Origin of the sequence: Bacillus inaquosorum KCTC 13429, from assembly GCF_000332645.1 — a bacterium.
GTDB lineage: Bacteria > Bacillota > Bacilli > Bacillales > Bacillaceae > Bacillus > Bacillus inaquosorum.
This window is the reverse complement of the sequence record NZ_AMXN01000012.1, coordinates 17,433-34,247: the sequence shown is the minus strand read 5'-3', so window position 1 is coordinate 34,247 and position 16,815 is coordinate 17,433. Positions and strand designations below refer to the sequence as shown.

Below are 16,815 nucleotides of genomic sequence, written 5' to 3'. Positions count from 1 at the left end.
GGCAGTCCTTTTTTAATTCTGATTTTTCAAACTTAATTGCACTCAATAGAAAATTCTTGCACTTCATGAAGTCTCCTTGAAATCAGAAGATATTTAGGATATATTTTTCTATGGATAAAAGGGATATTGGAGGCCAATAAATGGATAAGCGGTTTGCAGTTGTTTTAGCGGCTGGACAAGGAACGAGAATGAAATCGAAGCTTTATAAAGTCCTTCATCCAGTTTGCGGTAAGCCTATGGTAGAGCACGTCGTGGACGAAGCCTTAAAGTTATCTTTATCAAAGCTCGTCACGATTGTCGGACATGGTGCGGAAGAAGTGAAAAAGCAGCTTAGTGATAAAAGCGAGTACGCGCTTCAAGCAGAACAGCTTGGCACTGCTCATGCGGTAAAACAGGCACAGCCATTTCTTGCTGACGAAAAAGGCGTCACGATTGTCATTTGCGGAGATACGCCGCTTTTAACAGCAGAGACAATGGAACAGATGCTGAAAGAACATACACAAAGAGAAGCGAAAGCTACGATTTTAACTGCGGTTGCAGAAGATCCAACCGGATACGGCCGTATTATTCGCGGCGCAAACGGAGCGGTTCAAAAAATCGTTGAGCATAAGGACGCCTCTGAAGAGGAACGTCTTGTGACTGAGATCAATACCGGCACGTATTGCTTTGATAATGAAGCACTATTTCGGGCCATTGATCAGGTGTCTAATGATAATGCTCAAGGCGAGTATTATTTGCCGGATGTCATAGAGATTCTTAAAAACGAAGGCGAAACTGTTGCCGCTTACCAGACTGGTAATTTCCAAGAAACGCTCGGAGTTAATGATAGAGTTGCTCTTTCTCAGGCAGAACAATTTATGAAAGAGCGTATTAATAAAAGGCATATGCAAAATGGCGTAACGCTGATTGACCCGATGAACACGTATATTTCTCCTGACGCTGTCATCGGAAGCGATACTGTGATTTATCCTGGAACTGTGATTAAAGGTGAGGTGCAAATCGGAGAAGATACGATTATCGGCCCTCATACAGAGATTATGAATAGTTCAATTGGAAGCCGTACGGTCATTAAACAATCGGTAGTCAATCACAGTAAAGTGGGGAATGATGTAAACATAGGACCTTTTGCTCACATCAGACCTGATTCTGTCATCGGGAATGAAGTGAAGATCGGGAATTTTGTTGAAATCAAAAAGACTCAATTCGGAGACCGAAGCAAGGCTTCTCATTTAAGCTATGTCGGTGATGCTGAGGTAGGCACAGATGTAAACTTGGGCTGCGGTTCAATAACTGTCAATTATGATGGAAAGAATAAATATTTGACGAAAATTGAAGACGGCGCGTTTATCGGCTGCAACTCCAACTTGGTTGCCCCTGTCACAGTCGGAGAAGGCGCTTATGTAGCGGCAGGTTCAACTGTTACGGAAGATGTACCTGGAAAAGCGCTTGCTATTGCCAGAGCGAGACAAGTAAATAAAGACGATTATGTGAAAAATATTCATAAAAAATAATCCTAAATTCGGAGGTTTATCCATGTCTAATCAATACGGAGATAAGAATTTAAAGATTTTTTCTTTGAATTCGAATCCAGAGCTTGCAAAAGAAATCGCAGATATAGTTGGAGTTCAATTAGGGAAATGTTCTGTCACAAGATTTAGTGATGGGGAAGTCCAAATTAATATCGAAGAAAGTATTCGCGGATGTGACTGTTATATCATCCAGTCTACAAGTGACCCCGTTAACGAGCATATTATGGAACTGCTGATTATGGTAGATGCGTTAAAACGCGCTTCTGCAAAAACGATTAACATTGTTATTCCTTATTACGGTTATGCGCGTCAAGACAGAAAAGCAAGATCCCGTGAGCCAATCACAGCAAAACTTTTCGCTAACCTGCTTGAAACAGCCGGTGCGACTCGTGTGATTGCACTTGACCTGCATGCGCCGCAAATTCAAGGATTCTTTGATATACCGATTGACCACTTAATGGGTGTTCCGATTTTAGGAGAATATTTTGAAGGCAAAAACCTTGAAGATATCGTCATTGTTTCACCAGACCACGGCGGTGTGACACGCGCCCGCAAACTGGCTGACCGACTAAAAGCGCCGATTGCGATTATCGATAAACGCCGTCCGCGTCCAAACGTGGCGGAAGTCATGAATATTGTTGGTAATATCGAAGGGAAGACCGCTATCCTGATCGATGACATTATTGATACTGCAGGTACCATTACACTTGCTGCTAATGCGCTCGTTGAAAACGGGGCGAAAGAAGTATATGCATGCTGTACACACCCTGTACTATCAGGCCCTGCTGTTGAACGGATTAATAATTCAACAATTAAAGAGCTTGTTGTGACAAACAGCATCAAGCTTCCTGAAGAAAAGAAAATTGAACGGTTCAAGCAGCTTTCAGTCGGACCGCTTCTGGCTGAAGCGATTATTCGCGTTCATGAGCAGCAATCAGTTAGCTATCTGTTCAGCTAAACCGATATTTGAGGTTTAAATCCTTATCGTTATGGGTATTGTTTGTAATAGGACAATAAAACGATAATAGGATGGTGCTGAATATGGCAACAATAACGGCAAAAGAAAGAACGGACTTTACTCGTTCGTCTCTTCGGAATATCCGTACTTCAGGACATGTTCCAGGTATCATATATGGGAAAGACACGGGAAACAAACCTGTATCATTAGACAGTGTGGAGCTGATCAAAACGCTGAGGGACGAAGGTAAAAATACAGTCATCACGCTTGACGTCAGCGGAGAAAAACATTCTGTCATGGTAACAGACCTGCAAACGGACCCGCTGAAAAATGAAATCACTCATGCTGACTTTCAAGTTGTCAATATGAGTGAAGACATTGAGGTGGAAGTTCCGATTCATCTGACCGGAGAAGCCATTGGAGTGAAAAACGGAGGCGTATTGCAGCAGCCGCTGTATGCACTTACTGTAAAGGCTAAGCCAAAAGCCATTCCGCAAACGATTGAGGCTGATATTTCAAAACTCGATGTAAATGAAGTACTGACTATTGCGGATTTGCCTGCTGGCAGTGACTACTCCTTTAATCATGAATCAGATGAGGTCGTAGCTTCTATCCTTCCTCCGCAGCAGCAGGAAGCAGCTGAGATAGATGAAGAGGAATCTGCCGATGCTCAGCCTGAAGGTGAAAACAAAGAACAATAATAGCTTAAGGCGTAACCCTCCCGAGGTTACGTCTTTTGTGCTAGAATGAGAAGAATTATAGCCCGCTATGCAGGCGGGAGTTTATGTGACTAAGGGAGGATTCGCCATGCTTGTAATTGCCGGTCTCGGAAACCCCGGGAAGAACTATGAAAATACACGGCATAATGTCGGATTTATGGTGATAGATCAGCTTGCGAAGGAATGGAATATTGAGCTGAATCAAAATAAATTTAACGGATTATACGGAACCGGATTTGTTTCCGGCAAAAAGGTTCTACTTGTTAAACCGCTTACATATATGAATTTATCAGGAGAATGTTTGCGGCCTTTAATGGACTATTATGATGTCGATAATGAAGATTTGACAGTCATTTACGACGATCTTGATCTTCCGACTGGCAAGATCCGTTTAAGAACGAAAGGAAGCGCTGGAGGGCACAATGGCATCAAATCACTGATTCAACATCTTGGAACATCCGAGTTTGACCGCATACGCATCGGAATCGGCCGGCCTGTAAACGGCATGAAGGTCGTTGATTATGTGTTGGGCTCCTTCACCAAGGAGGAGGCACCTGAGATTGACGGAGCGGTCGATAAATCTGTGAAGGCTTGTGAAGCTTCTCTGAGCAAACCGTTTTTAGAAGTCATGAACGAATTTAACGCAAAGGTATAAAATGAATCAACAAAGTCCATACTACACCAAAATGACTTTTTCATCAGGAGGTCCCTTGTATGGCTTTGCATTATTATTGTCGTCATTGCGGAGTGAAAGTAGGCAGTCTTGAATCTTCCATGGTATCGACTGACTCACTTGGATTTCAGCACTTAACAAACGAGGAAAGAAACGATATGATTTCTTATAAAGATAATGGAGATGTCCATGTTTCGACGATATGTGAAGATTGCCAAGAGGCGCTTGACCGAAATCCGCATTACCACGAACATCACACATTTATTCAATAAAAAGCTTTGGTGTAGACACTAGACCAAAGCGTTTTTCTGTTCTCACAGAAAACAGAGAGGAGGGGCCATATGGACAACATTCAAACCTTTATAAAAGAAAGCGATGACTTTAAATCCATCATCAACGGTTTACACGAGGGGCTGAAGGAACAGTTGCTCGCGGGTCTGTCGGGTTCCGCGCGTTCTGTTTTTACTTCCGCCCTGGCTAATGAAACGAATAAGCCTATCTTTCTAATCACCCATAACTTATATCAAGCCCAGAAAGTAACGGATGATCTGACTGCACTTCTAGAGGATCGGTCTGTCCTTTTGTACCCCGTCAATGAACTTATTTCATCAGAAATCGCAGTCGCAAGCCCTGAATTGCGGGCGCAGCGATTAGATGTCATTAATAGATTAACGAATGGAGAAGCGCCAATTGTCGTTGCTCCTGTAGCTGCAATCAGAAGAATGCTGCCGCCTGTAGAGGTGTGGAAAAACAGCCAAATGCTCATTCAAGTGGGCCATGATATCGAACCTGATCAGCTTGCATCACGGCTGGTAGAGGTAGGATATGAGCGGTCTGATATGGTTTCTGCACCCGGGGAATTCAGTATTCGCGGAGGAATCATTGACATTTACCCGCTGACTTCAGAGCATCCGGTGAGAATTGAACTTTTTGACACCGAAGTTGATTCAATCCGCAGCTTTAACTCAGATGATCAGCGGTCAATTGAGACGCTTACCTCGATCAATATCGGTCCTGCGAAGGAATTGATTATCAGACCTGAAGAAAAAGCGCGGGCGATGGAAAAAATGGATGAAGGTCTTGCCGCAAGCCTGAAAAAATTAAAGCTCGACAAGCAAAAAGAAATCCTTCACACGAATATTTCTCACGACAAAGAACGCTTGTCTGAAGGCCAGACAGATCAGGAGCTGGTGAAGTATCTCTCATATTTCTATGAAAAGCCTGCTAGTTTACTAGATTATACACCTGATAATACACTTCTGATTTTGGATGAAGTCAGCCGGATTCATGAGATGGAAGAACAGCTTCAAAAAGAAGAAGCGGAGTTCATAACAAACCTTCTTGAGGAAGGGAAGATTTTGCATGACATCAGTTTGTCATTCAGCTTCCAAAAAATAGTGGCTGAGCAAAAACGCCCTCTGCTGTACTATTCTTTATTTTTGCGGCATGTACACCACACGAGTCCGCAAAATATCGTCAATGTGTCAAGCAGACAAATGCAGAGTTTCCATGGCCAAATGAATGTGCTGGCGGGTGAAATGGAACGTTTTAAAAAATCCAACTTCACCGTTGTATTCTTAGGAGCCAACAAGGAACGTACACAGAGATTATCTTCTGTTCTCGCTGATTATGAAATCGAAGCCGCCATGACAGACAGCAAAAAAGCGCTTGCTCAGGGACAGGTCTATATCATGGAAGGGGAGCTCCAATCGGGATTTGAGCTGCCGTTAATGAAGCTTGCCGTTATTACGGAAGAAGAACTGTTCAAAAACCGTGTGAAAAAGAAGCCTCGAAAACAGAAGCTTACAAATGCAGAGCGCATTAAAAGCTATTCCGAGCTTCAAATCGGTGATTATGTGGTTCATATTAATCACGGGATCGGAAAGTATTTAGGAATTGAAACCCTTGAAATCAATGGGATCCACAAAGACTATTTAAACATTCATTATCAGGGAAGCGACAAGCTTTACGTCCCTGTAGAACAAATTGACCAGGTGCAAAAATATGTCGGCTCCGAAGGAAAAGAGCCGAAGCTTTATAAATTAGGCGGTAGCGAATGGAAACGGGTCAAGAAAAAAGTAGAGACATCCGTTCAGGATATTGCTGATGATTTAATTAAGCTGTATGCCGAAAGGGAAGCGAGCAAGGGCTATGCGTTTTCTCCTGACCATGAAATGCAGCGTGAATTTGAATCGGCGTTCCCTTATCAAGAAACCGAGGATCAGCTCCGTTCCATTCACGAAATCAAAAAGGACATGGAAAGAGAACGTCCGATGGACCGCTTGCTATGCGGTGATGTAGGCTACGGTAAAACAGAGGTTGCCATACGTGCCGCGTTTAAGGCGATCGGTGACGGAAAGCAGGTAGCTCTGCTCGTTCCGACAACAATTTTGGCACAGCAGCACTATGAAACCATTAAAGAGCGCTTCCAGGACTATCCGATTAATATCGGCCTGCTCAGCAGATTCAGAACGAGAAAAGAAGCGAACGAAACAATCAAAGGATTGAAAAACGGGACTGTTGATATCGTCATCGGGACGCATCGGCTGCTGTCAAAAGATGTCGTGTATAAAGACTTAGGACTCCTCATCATTGATGAAGAGCAGCGTTTCGGTGTAACCCATAAAGAAAAGATCAAACAGATCAAAGCCAATGTTGATGTATTAACTTTAACAGCGACGCCGATTCCGCGTACGCTGCATATGTCTATGCTTGGCGTAAGGGACCTTTCAGTCATCGAGACTCCGCCGGAAAACCGATTCCCCGTACAGACGTATGTTGTGGAATACAACGGCGCCCTTGTCAGAGAGGCGATTGAACGTGAGCTTGCACGCGGAGGCCAGGTCTATTTCTTGTACAACCGGGTAGAGGATATCGAGCGGAAGGCGGATGAAATCTCAATGCTTGTCCCTGACGCAAAGGTAGCGTATGCGCACGGGAAAATGACAGAAAACGAATTAGAAACCGTTATGCTAAGTTTCCTTGAAGGAGAATCAGACGTTCTCGTCAGCACAACCATTATTGAAACAGGCGTTGACATTCCGAACGTCAATACGCTGATCGTATTTGACGCCGACAAGATGGGTCTTTCTCAGCTTTATCAGCTGCGGGGACGCGTCGGCCGGTCTAATCGTGTGGCGTATGCGTACTTCACGTACCGCAGGGATAAAGTGCTGACAGAAGTGGCTGAAAAAAGGCTGCAGGCCATTAAAGAATTCACAGAGCTTGGTTCTGGTTTTAAAATCGCAATGCGTGACTTAACGATTCGCGGAGCCGGGAATCTTCTTGGCGCCCAGCAGCATGGCTTCATCGATTCGGTCGGATTTGACCTCTATTCACAAATGCTGAAGGAGGCCATTGAAGAGCGTAAAGGAGACACAGCGAAGACGGAACAGTTTGAAACAGAAATTGATGTTGAGCTTGATGCATATATTCCGGAAACATATATTCAAGACGGCAAACAGAAAATTGATATGTATAAACGCTTCAGGTCTGTGGCTACAATCGAAGAGAAGAATGAACTTCAAGACGAAATGATCGACCGGTTTGGAAACTATCCAAAAGAAGTCGAATACTTGTTTACTGTTGCAGAAATGAAGGTTTATGCGAAGTATGAACGTGTTGAGCTGATTAAGCAGGATAAAGATGCTGTCAGATTGACAATTTCAGAAGAAGCAAGTGCTGAAATTGACGGCCAGAAGCTGTTTGAGCTCGGCAATAAATATGGAAGACAAATCGGACTGGGAATGGAAGGCAAAAAACTCAAAATCTCCATACAGACGAAAGGCCGAAGTGCCGATGAATGGCTCAAAACCGTGCTGGGCATGCTGAAGGGCTTAAAAGATGTGAAAAAGCAAACCATTTCATCAACGTAAATTTTGTTACTCTCTGGTGTATATTACATTTGATGTTACGGATACTAATTTCAAGCGAGGCGGAAGGTACATAAAGTGACTTGCTTTAGGTCTTTCCCACATGTATATACCATCAAATGAAAGAGAGGCACCAGAGATGAAAGCAACCGGTATCGTACGTCGTATTGATGACTTAGGACGGGTCGTGATTCCTAAAGAAATTCGCAGAACTCTAAGAATCAGGGAAGGCGATCCGCTTGAGATTTTTGTAGATCGTGACGGAGAAGTGATTTTGAAAAAGTACTCTCCGATCAGTGAGCTTGGAGACTTTGCAAAGGAGTATGCAGACGCGCTTTATGACAGTCTCGGGCATTCAGTGCTTATTTGTGACCGTGACGTATATATTGCCGTGTCTGGCAGCTCAAAAAAAGACTACTTAAACAAGTCGATCAGCGAAATGCTGGAAAGAACAATGGATCAGCGCAGTTCCGTGCTTGAGAGTGATGCGAAATCAGTACAGCTTGTGAATGGCATAGATGAGGACATGAATTCTTATACTATCGGCCCGATTGTGGCGAATGGCGATCCGATAGGCGCCGTGGTTATTTTTTCAAAGGATCAGACAATGGGCGAAGTAGAGCATAAAGCCGTTGAGACAGCAGCTGGATTTTTGGCGCGTCAAATGGAACAGTAGGTCTTATTCCTTTTATCGAAAATAGGTATGAAAAGAACAGCTCTCCATGGGATGCTGTTCTTTTTTTCATGCATGCCCAAAAAGGATTCCAAGGGTTGGGATGTGGTATAATAACCTCGTTTTTATTTGTGCCGCGGTAATACGTGAACCGTATTGCCCCTGACGTTGGGAAGGAGCTTTTGGATGGACGATTCAATAGGCGTCAAACGGCATTGGATTTGGCAGGGGGCATTTGTGTTAATTCTGGCAGGCGTTATCTCAAAAATATTAAGCGCCGTGTACAGAGTCCCGTTTCAAAACATTGTCGGCGATGTTGGATTTTATATATATCAGCAGGTTTATCCCTTTCTTGGTATTGCGGTCATGCTGTCAACATCAGGATTTCCGGTCATTATTTCGAAACTGATGAATGATTACAGTGAAAAAAGCCATCACACCATATTAAAAATGTCAGCGTTGTTTTTGTCTTTCATTGGTGTTTTATTATTTCTGTGCTTATATATGGGTGCTGTACCAATCGCACTTTTTATGGGAGACTCACATCTCGCCGTGTTAATTCAAGTCACTGCGTTTGCATTTCTGCTGTTCCCGTTTGTCGCGTTGCTTAGAGGCGGGTTTCAAGGGCGGTACGATATGCTCCCGTCAGCTTTATCGCAGATGACAGAGCAATTTCTGCGGGTTGCGGTGCTCTTGGGATTATCATTTTGGCTCGTCAAAAAGGGAGCCTCGCTTTATACTGCGGGAGCGGCAGCTGCTTCCGGGTCTCTTGCCGGGAGTTTCATTGCGTTGATGATACTTGGATTTTTTTGGTTTAAAGTGAAAAGAGACAAACAAACGGAAACGCAAAATGAAAATGTCATAACAACAAAAGAACTAATGAAAAAACTGCTTTTATATTCGGTTACAATTTGTGTAAGCAGTTTGCTGCTTTTGTTTATCCAGCTTGTTGATGCTTTGAATTTATATTCTTTGCTTTCAGACGGTGAGGCAAGCGAAGAAGCGAAACGCCTAAAGGGGATTTATGATCGGGGGCAGCCCTTGCTGCAGCTTGGTTCAGTTTTCGCAGTGAGCATTGCGACGTCACTCGTTCCGTATATTTCTAAGGCCGTAAAGAACAAAGAGCTGAAGATCATGAAAGAAAAAGTCACGTCTTCTTTAAAACTATGTCTTGTATTGGGTACAGGCGCGTCGGCTGGATTAATTTGCATTCTTGAGCCGGTCAATATCATGCTGTTTCAAAATGGTGAAGGGACAGCTGCGTTACAAATATTTAGCTGCTCCATTTTGTTTGCATCTCTGGCAGTCACGGCAGCCGCAGTTTTGCAGGGGGCGGGATACACAGTTTTTCCTGCGATAGCGGTGGGCGCAGGCGTTACAGTGAAATGGGTGTTAAACACCCTTTTGGTTCCGCACTATGGGATTGAAGGTGCATCACTTGCAACAGCGGCTTCCTTTGCTGCTGTCGCCGGGCTTAACTTGTATCAGCTTCGGCAAAAGGAATGGCTCGATAAACTAAGAGCCGTTATGATTCCGATTATTGGATGTGCCCTTTTGATGTCGGCTGTCTTGCTTGCGTATATGCGTCTCTGGAGTTTCTTGTATCCTGCAGCAGGAAGAGGAGCGGCTGCGATTGAAAGTCTTTCTGCTGTCGCCATTGGTGGCGCGGTGTTTATTTATTGTATGATGAAATTAGGTATCTTTACAGATGAAGAGCTGAACAGTGTGCCTTTTGGCAGCAAGTTAAGCAAATTCATGAGAAGGAGAGAACAAAATGGCGGGTAATATTACAGTCGTCGGACTTGGTGCCGGAGACATGGACCAATTGACAATTGGTATACATAAGCTGCTGACAAAAGCTGATACGCTGTATGTCAGAACCAAGGATCATCCCTTAATTCAGGAGCTTGAAAAAGAAACGAAGAACATCCGTTTTTTTGATGATATATATGAGAAACATGACCAGTTCGATAAGGTATATGAAGAAATTGCAAATATCCTCTTAGAAGAGGCACAGCGTGAGGACGTGGTTTATGCTGTACCGGGACACCCTTTTGTCGCGGAAAAAACAGTACAGCTGCTGACGGAGCGGCAGAAAGAGAAAAACGTCCAAGTAAAAGTCGCGGGAGGACAAAGTTTTCTTGATGCCACATTCAATGCCTTGCAAATCGACCCGATTGAAGGCTTTCAATTTGTGGATGCCGGCACATTGTCCGCGGATGAGCTTGAGCTCAGACACCACCTGATCATTTGTCAGGTTTACGACCAAATGACGGCTTCTGAAGTCAAGCTGACATTGATGGAAAAGCTGCCTGATGATTATGAGGTTGTGATCGTGACAGCGGCTGGAAGCCGTGACGAGGAGATCCAGACAGTGCCTTTATTTGAGCTGGACCGCAATGTCGCCTTGAATAACTTAACAAGTGTGTATATTCCGCCGATTAAAGAAGAGAAGCTGCTTTATCACGAATTCTCCGCGTTCCGAAGCATCATCAGAGAGCTTCGCGGGCCTAATGGATGTCCGTGGGATAAAAAGCAGACGCATCAGTCATTAAAACAGTACATGATTGAAGAGTGTTATGAACTTCTTGAAGCAATTGACGAAGAAGACACAGACCATATGATCGAAGAGCTTGGCGACGTTTTGCTTCAGGTCTTACTCCACGCGCAGATTGGCGAAGATGAAGGTTATTTCACAATTGATGATGTCATAAAAGGTATCAGTGAAAAAATGGTCCGAAGACATCCCCATGTGTTTAAAGATGTTAAGGTTCAGGATGAAAACGATGTTTTGGCAAATTGGGAAGACATAAAAAAAGCCGAAAAAAATACATCCGAAGCATCCTTATTAGACAGCGTGCCGAAAACCCTTCCAGCTCTTTCAAAAGCTGCTAAACTGCAGAAAAAAGCAGCGAAGGTCGGTTTTGATTGGGAAGACGTCAGCGATATTTGGGAAAAAGTAAGCGAGGAAATGAAGGAATTTTCATCTGAGGTTTCTGAAGATCCTCATGAACACAATCTCAAGGCTGAGTTTGGCGACATTTTGTTCGCACTTGTGAATGTAGCCCGCTTCTACAAGATAGAACCGGAGGAAGCGCTGGCCATGACCAATGACAAATTCCGGAGACGGTTCTCGTATATTGAGGAAACAGCAAAGGAAAAGGGAATCGAGCTGGCTGATATGTCTCTTGAGGACATGGACAAACTGTGGAATGAAGCAAAAGAAACTGAGAGGAGATCATAAATATGAGATTAGATAAATTTTTGAAAGTATCACGGCTGATTAAACGACGTACACTAGCAAAGGAAGTAGCTGACCAGGGACGCATCTCTATTAACGGAAACCAGGCTAAAGCAAGCTCTGACGTAAAACCGGGAGATGAACTAACGGTCCGCTTCGGCCAAAAGCTTGTAACGGTTCAAGTCAATGAGTTGAAAGACACGACGAAAAAAGAAGAAGCTGCAAACATGTATACGATCCTAAAGGAAGAAAAACTCGGCGAATAGGCTTGTTCTAAAAAAATCCCCCGCCTCATACAATGCAGTAATAATGCTAAAAGTATCGAGGATATGGGGGTTTAATAGATGAATTCATATTATGAGCAAAAAGGTTCTTCGTCTGTTCCGGAACAGCATGATGTGACAATGAAAGGCCGGAAGCATTTAGATATTTCTGGGGTTAAGCAAGTGGAGAGCTTTGATAATGAAGAATTCCTGCTGGAAACTGTGATGGGAATGCTCTCAGTCAGAGGCCAAAACCTGCAGATGAAAAATTTAGATGTGGAAAAAGGGATTGTTTCCATTAAAGGCAGGGTATTTGATTTAGTGTACTTAGACGAACAACAAGGGGATAAAGCTAAAGGGTTTTTTAGCAAGTTGTTTAAATGACGCTGACGACACAATTCTATACAATGCTGGCGATGTCCGGTATGGGCCTCTGGCTTGGGGCGTCGCTTGATACATACCGGCTCTTTGTCATTCGTGCCAAAACAGCCAGATGGCTATTATTTATTCATGATATTCTTTTCTGGATTGTGCAAGGGCTGCTTTTCTTTTATGTCTTGCTTCATGTAAATGAGGGAGAATTCAGGCTTTACATCTTTTTAGCGGTTCTGCTGGGCGTTGCGACGTATCAGAGCCTTTGCAAACGAATCTATATAAAAATACTGAAATTCGGCATTTACCTTGTTGTTTCTGTTTATCAATTCTTCAAAAAACTCGTTCAGCACGTGTTATTTCGTCCTATTGTGTGGACATGCGGAGCGATCATCTGGCTGGCGGCGTTTTTAGTAAAGAAAATATACCGCTTGATCGTTTTTCTCTTGTTGTGTCTATATAAAATAGCCATGGTTCTGTGTTTTCCGATCCGTTTTATCGCAAAACAATGTTTGAAACTTCTTCCTGAAAAGATGCGTCTAACTTTTAGACGTTATTTTGAAAAAGGTGCAGGATTTCTCAAAAAGAAGAAGAAACTATTGGTAACCATAAGAACGACCATTACACGTTTTTTGAAGAGATGAAAGGAGGACCGTCTGGTTTGAATTTTTCCAGAGAACGAACGATAACTGAAATACAAAACGACTATAAAGAACAAGTAGAGCGGCAGAATCAGCTGAAGAAAAGAAGACGCAAAGGGCTGTACAGACGGTTGACTGTATTCGGCGCCCTAGTATTCCTGACGGCAATTGTGCTGGCAAGCTCTGTATGGTCTCAAACATCTTCCCTTAGCGCAAAAGAAGAAAAGAAGGAACAGCTTGAAAAAGAACTGAAAAGTTTAAAGACAAAACAAGCGGATTTAAAAGAAGAAATATCCAAATTGAAGGATGAGGATTACGTCACAGAGCTTGCCAGAAGGGACTTATTCATGTCTGGAGACGGAGAAATTATCTTCAATGTGGAGAAGAAGAGCAAGTAGCCTTGTTGACACTTAAATTTTTATTTAGGTATAATTAAGCAAACGATCTTTTTATAAGCCTAAGGAGGAGCACTTTTTTTATGTCGATTGAAGTTGGCAGCAAGTTGCAAGGGAAAATAACAGGTATTACAAATTTTGGAGCATTTGTTGAATTGCCTGGAGGCTCAACCGGTCTCGTTCACATCAGTGAGGTAGCTGATAACTATGTCAAAGACATTAACGATCACTTAAAAGTCGGCGACCAAGTTGAAGTGAAAGTCATCAACGTTGAAAAAGACGGGAAAATTGGTTTATCTATTAAAAAAGCTAAAGACCGTCCGCAAGCCAGACCTAGAAATGATTTCCGTCCGAAAGAATCTTTTGAACAGAAAATGAATAAGTTTTTAAAAGACAGCGAAGATCGCTTGTCATCTTTAAAACGCAATACGGAATCAAAACGTGGAGGGCGCGGAGCAAGAAGAGGATAACTTGCTGCTTTCTATAAATAAATGAAGCATCCGTTCATCCCGACGGATGCTTTTTTTGTTATCTTCTTTCACTTAAAAGTCAGAAAATTATAACATTAAAGTTTCTGTTGACGAAAAGGACAAACCTTTGTATTATATAACTTGTGCTTAGAAGCACCAAACAATATGGCGGTGTAGCTCAGCTGGCTAGAGCGTACGGTTCATACCCGTGAGGTCGGGGGTTCGATCCCCTCCGCCGCTACCATATTTGTTTGGCCCGTTGGTCAAGCGGTTAAGACACCGCCCTTTCACGGCGGTAACACGGGTTCGAGTCCCGTACGGGTCATCCTAAAAAATCGGTTTCTCTTGCAGAAGCCGATTTTTTTCATTTTTAGACAACATTCCAGAAATTCTTTTGATAACCGAATATCAAGGCAGAAACCGTCGAAGATTTCTTTGGTATTGTTACCTTCTTTTGACAAAATCCTATCTGTGCTTTCGCTATAATGACAGGCAACGAATATAACAGGTGGGAGATGAGAGGAATGGAAAAAGCAGAAAGAAGAGTGAACGGGCCAATGGCGGGACAAGCTTTGGAAAAACTCCAATCGTTTTTTAACAGGGGCACGAAGCTGGTGACTCATCATTTGCATTCACTGTTTTTCTATAAAGGATTCATTTATGTCGTCATCGGATTTTTGCTTGGACGGGCTTTCATATTATCGGAGGTGCTTCCTTTCGCACTTCCTTTCTTTGGAGCGATGCTCCTCATCAGAAGAGACAAGGCGCTTTATGCGGTTTTGGCTGTGCTTGCAGGTGCGCTGACCATTTCTCCGAAACACTCATTGCTCATACTAGCGGCATTGCTGGCATTCTTCGTATTTTCTAAAGTGGCCGCCTTCATCACCGACGATCGCGTGAAAGCACTCCCGATTGTCGTGTTTTTCTCCATGGCTGCTGCAAGAGCTGGGTTTGTTTACGCTCAAAATGGCACGTTTACAACCTATGATTATGTGATGGCTGTTGTAGAAGCCGGACTATCCTTTATTTTGACGCTGATTTTCCTTCAGAGCCTTCCGATTTTCACTGTGAAAAAAGTAAAACAATCTTTAAAAATAGAAGAAATCATTTGCTTTATGATACTTATTGCTTCCGTTTTGACGGGGCTTGCGGGCTTGTCCTACCAAGGGATGCAGGCAGAGCATGTACTGGCTCGTTATGTTGTACTGAGTTTTTCCTTTATTGGCGGAGCAAGCATTGGCTGTACAGTTGGTGTCGTGACCGGTCTGATTCTTGGTTTGGCGAATATCGGAAATCTTTATCAAATGAGTTTGCTCGCTTTTTCCGGTTTATTAGGCGGTTTACTGAAGGAAGGGAAAAAAGCGGGCGCAGCAATCGGACTGATCGTTGGATCACTTCTTATTTCTTTATATGGTGAAGGCTCTGCCGGTCTGATGACAACGCTCTATGAGTCATTAATCGCAGTCGGCCTGTTTTTGCTTACACCTCAATCAATTACTAAAAAAGTGGCGAGATATATTCCGGGAACTGTGGAGCATCTTCAAGAGCAGCAGCAATATGCAAGGAAAATCAGAGATGTCACTGCTCAGAAGGTAGACCAGTTCTCCAATGTATTTCACGCGCTGTCTGAAAGCTTTGCAACCTTTTATCAAGCATCAGACGAACAGACAGATGACAGCGAAGTTGATCTGTTTTTAAGCAAGATCACGGAGCATTCCTGTCAGACGTGCTACAAGAAAAACAGGTGCTGGGTACAGAACTTTGATAAAACATATGACTTAATGAAACAAGTTATGCTTGAAACAGAAGAAAAAGAATATGCATCAAACCGAAGGCTGAAAAAAGAGTTTCATCAGCATTGCTCTAAATCAAAGCAGGTTGAAGAGCTGATTGAGGATGAACTCGCACATCATCATGCCCATTTGACGCTTAAGAAAAAAGTCCAAGACAGCAGGCGTCTTGTTGCTGAACAGCTTTTGGGTGTTTCTGAGGTCATGGCAGACTTTTCTCGGGAAATAAAAAGAGAGCGGGAACAGCACTTTCTGCAGGAAGAGCAAATCATAGAGGCCCTTCAGCATTTCGGAATCGAGATTCAGCATGTAGAGATATATAGTCTTGAACAAGGAAATATCGATATCGAAATGACCATTCCGTTCAGCGGACATGGAGAAAGTGAAAAAATCATTGCCCCTATGCTTTCTGACATTCTCGAAGAACAAATTCTTGTGAAAGCTGAACAGCACTCTCCGCATCCGAATGGATACAGTCATGTTGCCTTTGGGTCAACCAAATCATACAGGGTGTCTACAGGTGCGGCTCACGCTGCGAAGGGCGGCGGCCTTGTCTCGGGCGACAGCTACAGCATGATGGAGCTAGGAGCCAGAAAATATGCTGCGGCAATCAGTGACGGAATGGGCAATGGCGCAAGGGCGCACTTCGAAAGCAATGAAACGATCAAGCTTCTTGAGAAAATCCTTGAATCGGGCATTGATGAAAAAATAGCAATTAAAACGATCAACAGTATACTGTCCCTAAGGACAACTGATGAGATATATTCCACGCTTGACCTATCTATTATCGATCTTCAAGATGCCAGCTGTAAATTTTTGAAGGTCGGATCGACGCCTAGCTTTATCAAACGGGGTGACCAGGTAATGAAAGTCCAAGCGAGCAATCTGCCAATCGGTATTATAAATGAATTTGATGTGGAGGTTGTGAGTGAGCAGCTGAAAGCGGGTGACCTCTTGATTATGATGAGTGACGGCATTTTTGAGGGGCCTAAGCATGTAGAAAATCATGACTTATGGATGAAACGCAAAATGAAAGGGTTAAAAACAAATGATCCGCAGGAGATTGCTGATTTGCTCATGGAGGAAGTCATCCGCACGAGATCCGGCCAAATTGAAGATGACATGACAGTCGTTGTCGTCCGGCTTGACCATAACACACCGAAGTGGGCATCCATTCCTGTTCCGGCAATCTTTCAAACTAAACAAGAAATTTCATAAC

General features: G+C 43.3%; 15 protein-coding genes and 2 tRNA genes. All 17 read left to right on the top strand.

All coding sequences use genetic code 11. The features are described 5' to 3' along the window. Positions 1-140: 140 nt before the first annotated feature. On the top strand, positions 141-1,511 hold the full coding sequence (gene glmU / locus BSI_RS00680) for a bifunctional UDP-N-acetylglucosamine diphosphorylase/glucosamine-1-phosphate N-acetyltransferase GlmU (RefSeq protein WP_003242130.1): 1,371 nt from the start codon (positions 141-143) through the stop codon (positions 1,509-1,511). A gap of 22 nt (positions 1,512-1,533) precedes the next feature. Then, positions 1,534-2,487, top strand: a complete 954-nt coding sequence (locus BSI_RS00685; RefSeq protein WP_003218353.1) for a ribose-phosphate diphosphokinase — start codon at positions 1,534-1,536, stop codon at positions 2,485-2,487. A gap of 83 nt (positions 2,488-2,570) precedes the next feature. Next, positions 2,571-3,188, top strand: coding sequence for a 50S ribosomal protein L25/general stress protein Ctc (locus BSI_RS00690; protein WP_003242128.1), 618 nt, complete (start codon positions 2,571-2,573; stop codon positions 3,186-3,188). A 106-nt stretch (positions 3,189-3,294) separates the two neighbouring features. After that, on the top strand, positions 3,295-3,861 hold the full coding sequence (pth, locus tag BSI_RS00695) for an aminoacyl-tRNA hydrolase (RefSeq protein ID WP_003242126.1): 567 nt from the start codon (positions 3,295-3,297) through the stop codon (positions 3,859-3,861). A gap of 59 nt (positions 3,862-3,920) precedes the next feature. Continuing rightward, positions 3,921-4,151, top strand: coding sequence for an anti-sigma-F factor Fin (gene fin / locus BSI_RS00700; RefSeq protein WP_003242124.1), 231 nt, complete (start codon positions 3,921-3,923; stop codon positions 4,149-4,151). Between the two features lie 69 nt (positions 4,152-4,220). Beyond that, entirely contained in the window at positions 4,221-7,754 is a 3,534-nt protein-coding gene (gene mfd / locus BSI_RS00705; RefSeq protein ID WP_003242122.1) for a transcription-repair coupling factor, read from the top strand. A 136-nt stretch (positions 7,755-7,890) separates the two neighbouring features. After that, positions 7,891-8,427, top strand: coding sequence for a stage V sporulation protein T (gene spoVT, locus BSI_RS00710; protein ID WP_003242120.1), 537 nt, complete (start codon positions 7,891-7,893; stop codon positions 8,425-8,427). A 183-nt stretch (positions 8,428-8,610) separates the two neighbouring features. Further along, positions 8,611-10,209, top strand: a complete 1,599-nt coding sequence (locus BSI_RS00715) for a putative polysaccharide biosynthesis protein (protein WP_003242118.1) — start codon at positions 8,611-8,613, stop codon at positions 10,207-10,209. Then, complete coding sequence (gene yabN, locus BSI_RS00720) at positions 10,199-11,668, top strand: bifunctional methyltransferase/pyrophosphohydrolase YabN (protein WP_003242115.1); 1,470 nt, start codon at positions 10,199-10,201, stop codon at positions 11,666-11,668. Before BSI_RS00715 ends, yabN begins: the two co-directional genes overlap by 11 nt. A 2-nt stretch (positions 11,669-11,670) precedes the next feature. Further along, positions 11,671-11,931 carry an RNA-binding S4 domain-containing protein gene (locus BSI_RS00725; RefSeq protein ID WP_003226716.1) on the top strand — a complete coding sequence of 87 codons (261 nt, stop codon included), beginning with the start codon at positions 11,671-11,673 and terminating at the stop codon, positions 11,929-11,931. 78 nt (positions 11,932-12,009) lie between these two features. Continuing rightward, positions 12,010-12,312 carry a sporulation protein YabP gene (gene yabP / locus BSI_RS00730; RefSeq protein ID WP_003242114.1) on the top strand — a complete coding sequence of 101 codons (303 nt, stop codon included), beginning with the start codon at positions 12,010-12,012 and terminating at the stop codon, positions 12,310-12,312. Further along, on the top strand, positions 12,309-12,944 hold the full coding sequence (yabQ, locus tag BSI_RS00735) for a spore cortex biosynthesis protein YabQ (protein ID WP_003242112.1): 636 nt from the start codon (positions 12,309-12,311) through the stop codon (positions 12,942-12,944). Before yabP ends, yabQ begins: the two co-directional genes overlap by 4 nt. 17 nt (positions 12,945-12,961) lie before the next feature. After that, positions 12,962-13,339 (top strand): cell division protein DivIC, encoded by a 378-nt coding sequence (divIC, locus tag BSI_RS00740; protein WP_003242110.1) that lies wholly within the window; start codon positions 12,962-12,964, stop codon positions 13,337-13,339. 80 nt (positions 13,340-13,419) lie between these two features. Next, positions 13,420-13,806 (top strand): S1 domain-containing RNA-binding protein, encoded by a 387-nt coding sequence (locus BSI_RS00745; RefSeq protein WP_003218379.1) that lies wholly within the window; start codon positions 13,420-13,422, stop codon positions 13,804-13,806. 167 nt (positions 13,807-13,973) lie between these two features. Next, positions 13,974-14,050: transfer RNA gene (locus tag BSI_RS00750), tRNA-Met, on the top strand. Between the two features lie 9 nt (positions 14,051-14,059). Then, positions 14,060-14,131: transfer RNA gene (locus BSI_RS00755), tRNA-Glu, on the top strand. Positions 14,132-14,330: 199 nt separating this feature from the next. After that, positions 14,331-16,814 (top strand): stage II sporulation protein E, encoded by a 2,484-nt coding sequence (gene spoIIE, locus BSI_RS00760; RefSeq protein ID WP_032732375.1) that lies wholly within the window; start codon positions 14,331-14,333, stop codon positions 16,812-16,814. The last annotated feature ends 1 nt before the right edge of the window (position 16,815 follow it).

Excerpts from the sequence above, each read along its gene's own strand:
- glmU (WP_003242130.1), top strand. The coding sequence starts at position 141 with ATGGATAAGCGGTTTGCAGTTGTTTTAGCGGCTGGACAAGGAACGAGA.
- BSI_RS00685 (WP_003218353.1), top strand. The coding sequence starts at position 1,534 with ATGTCTAATCAATACGGAGATAAGAATTTAAAGATTTTTTCTTTGAAT.
- BSI_RS00690 (WP_003242128.1), top strand. The coding sequence starts at position 2,571 with ATGGCAACAATAACGGCAAAAGAAAGAACGGACTTTACTCGTTCGTCT.
- pth (WP_003242126.1), top strand. The coding sequence starts at position 3,295 with ATGCTTGTAATTGCCGGTCTCGGAAACCCCGGGAAGAACTATGAAAAT.
- fin (WP_003242124.1), top strand. The coding sequence starts at position 3,921 with ATGGCTTTGCATTATTATTGTCGTCATTGCGGAGTGAAAGTAGGCAGT.
- mfd (WP_003242122.1), top strand. The coding sequence starts at position 4,221 with ATGGACAACATTCAAACCTTTATAAAAGAAAGCGATGACTTTAAATCC.
- spoVT (WP_003242120.1), top strand. The coding sequence starts at position 7,891 with ATGAAAGCAACCGGTATCGTACGTCGTATTGATGACTTAGGACGGGTC.
- BSI_RS00715 (WP_003242118.1), top strand. The coding sequence starts at position 8,611 with ATGGACGATTCAATAGGCGTCAAACGGCATTGGATTTGGCAGGGGGCA.
- yabN (WP_003242115.1), top strand. The coding sequence starts at position 10,199 with ATGGCGGGTAATATTACAGTCGTCGGACTTGGTGCCGGAGACATGGAC.
- BSI_RS00725 (WP_003226716.1), top strand. The coding sequence starts at position 11,671 with ATGAGATTAGATAAATTTTTGAAAGTATCACGGCTGATTAAACGACGT.
- yabP (WP_003242114.1), top strand. The coding sequence starts at position 12,010 with ATGAATTCATATTATGAGCAAAAAGGTTCTTCGTCTGTTCCGGAACAG.
- yabQ (WP_003242112.1), top strand. The coding sequence starts at position 12,309 with ATGACGCTGACGACACAATTCTATACAATGCTGGCGATGTCCGGTATG.
- BSI_RS00745 (WP_003218379.1), top strand. The coding sequence starts at position 13,420 with ATGTCGATTGAAGTTGGCAGCAAGTTGCAAGGGAAAATAACAGGTATT.
- spoIIE (WP_032732375.1), top strand. The coding sequence starts at position 14,331 with ATGGAAAAAGCAGAAAGAAGAGTGAACGGGCCAATGGCGGGACAAGCT.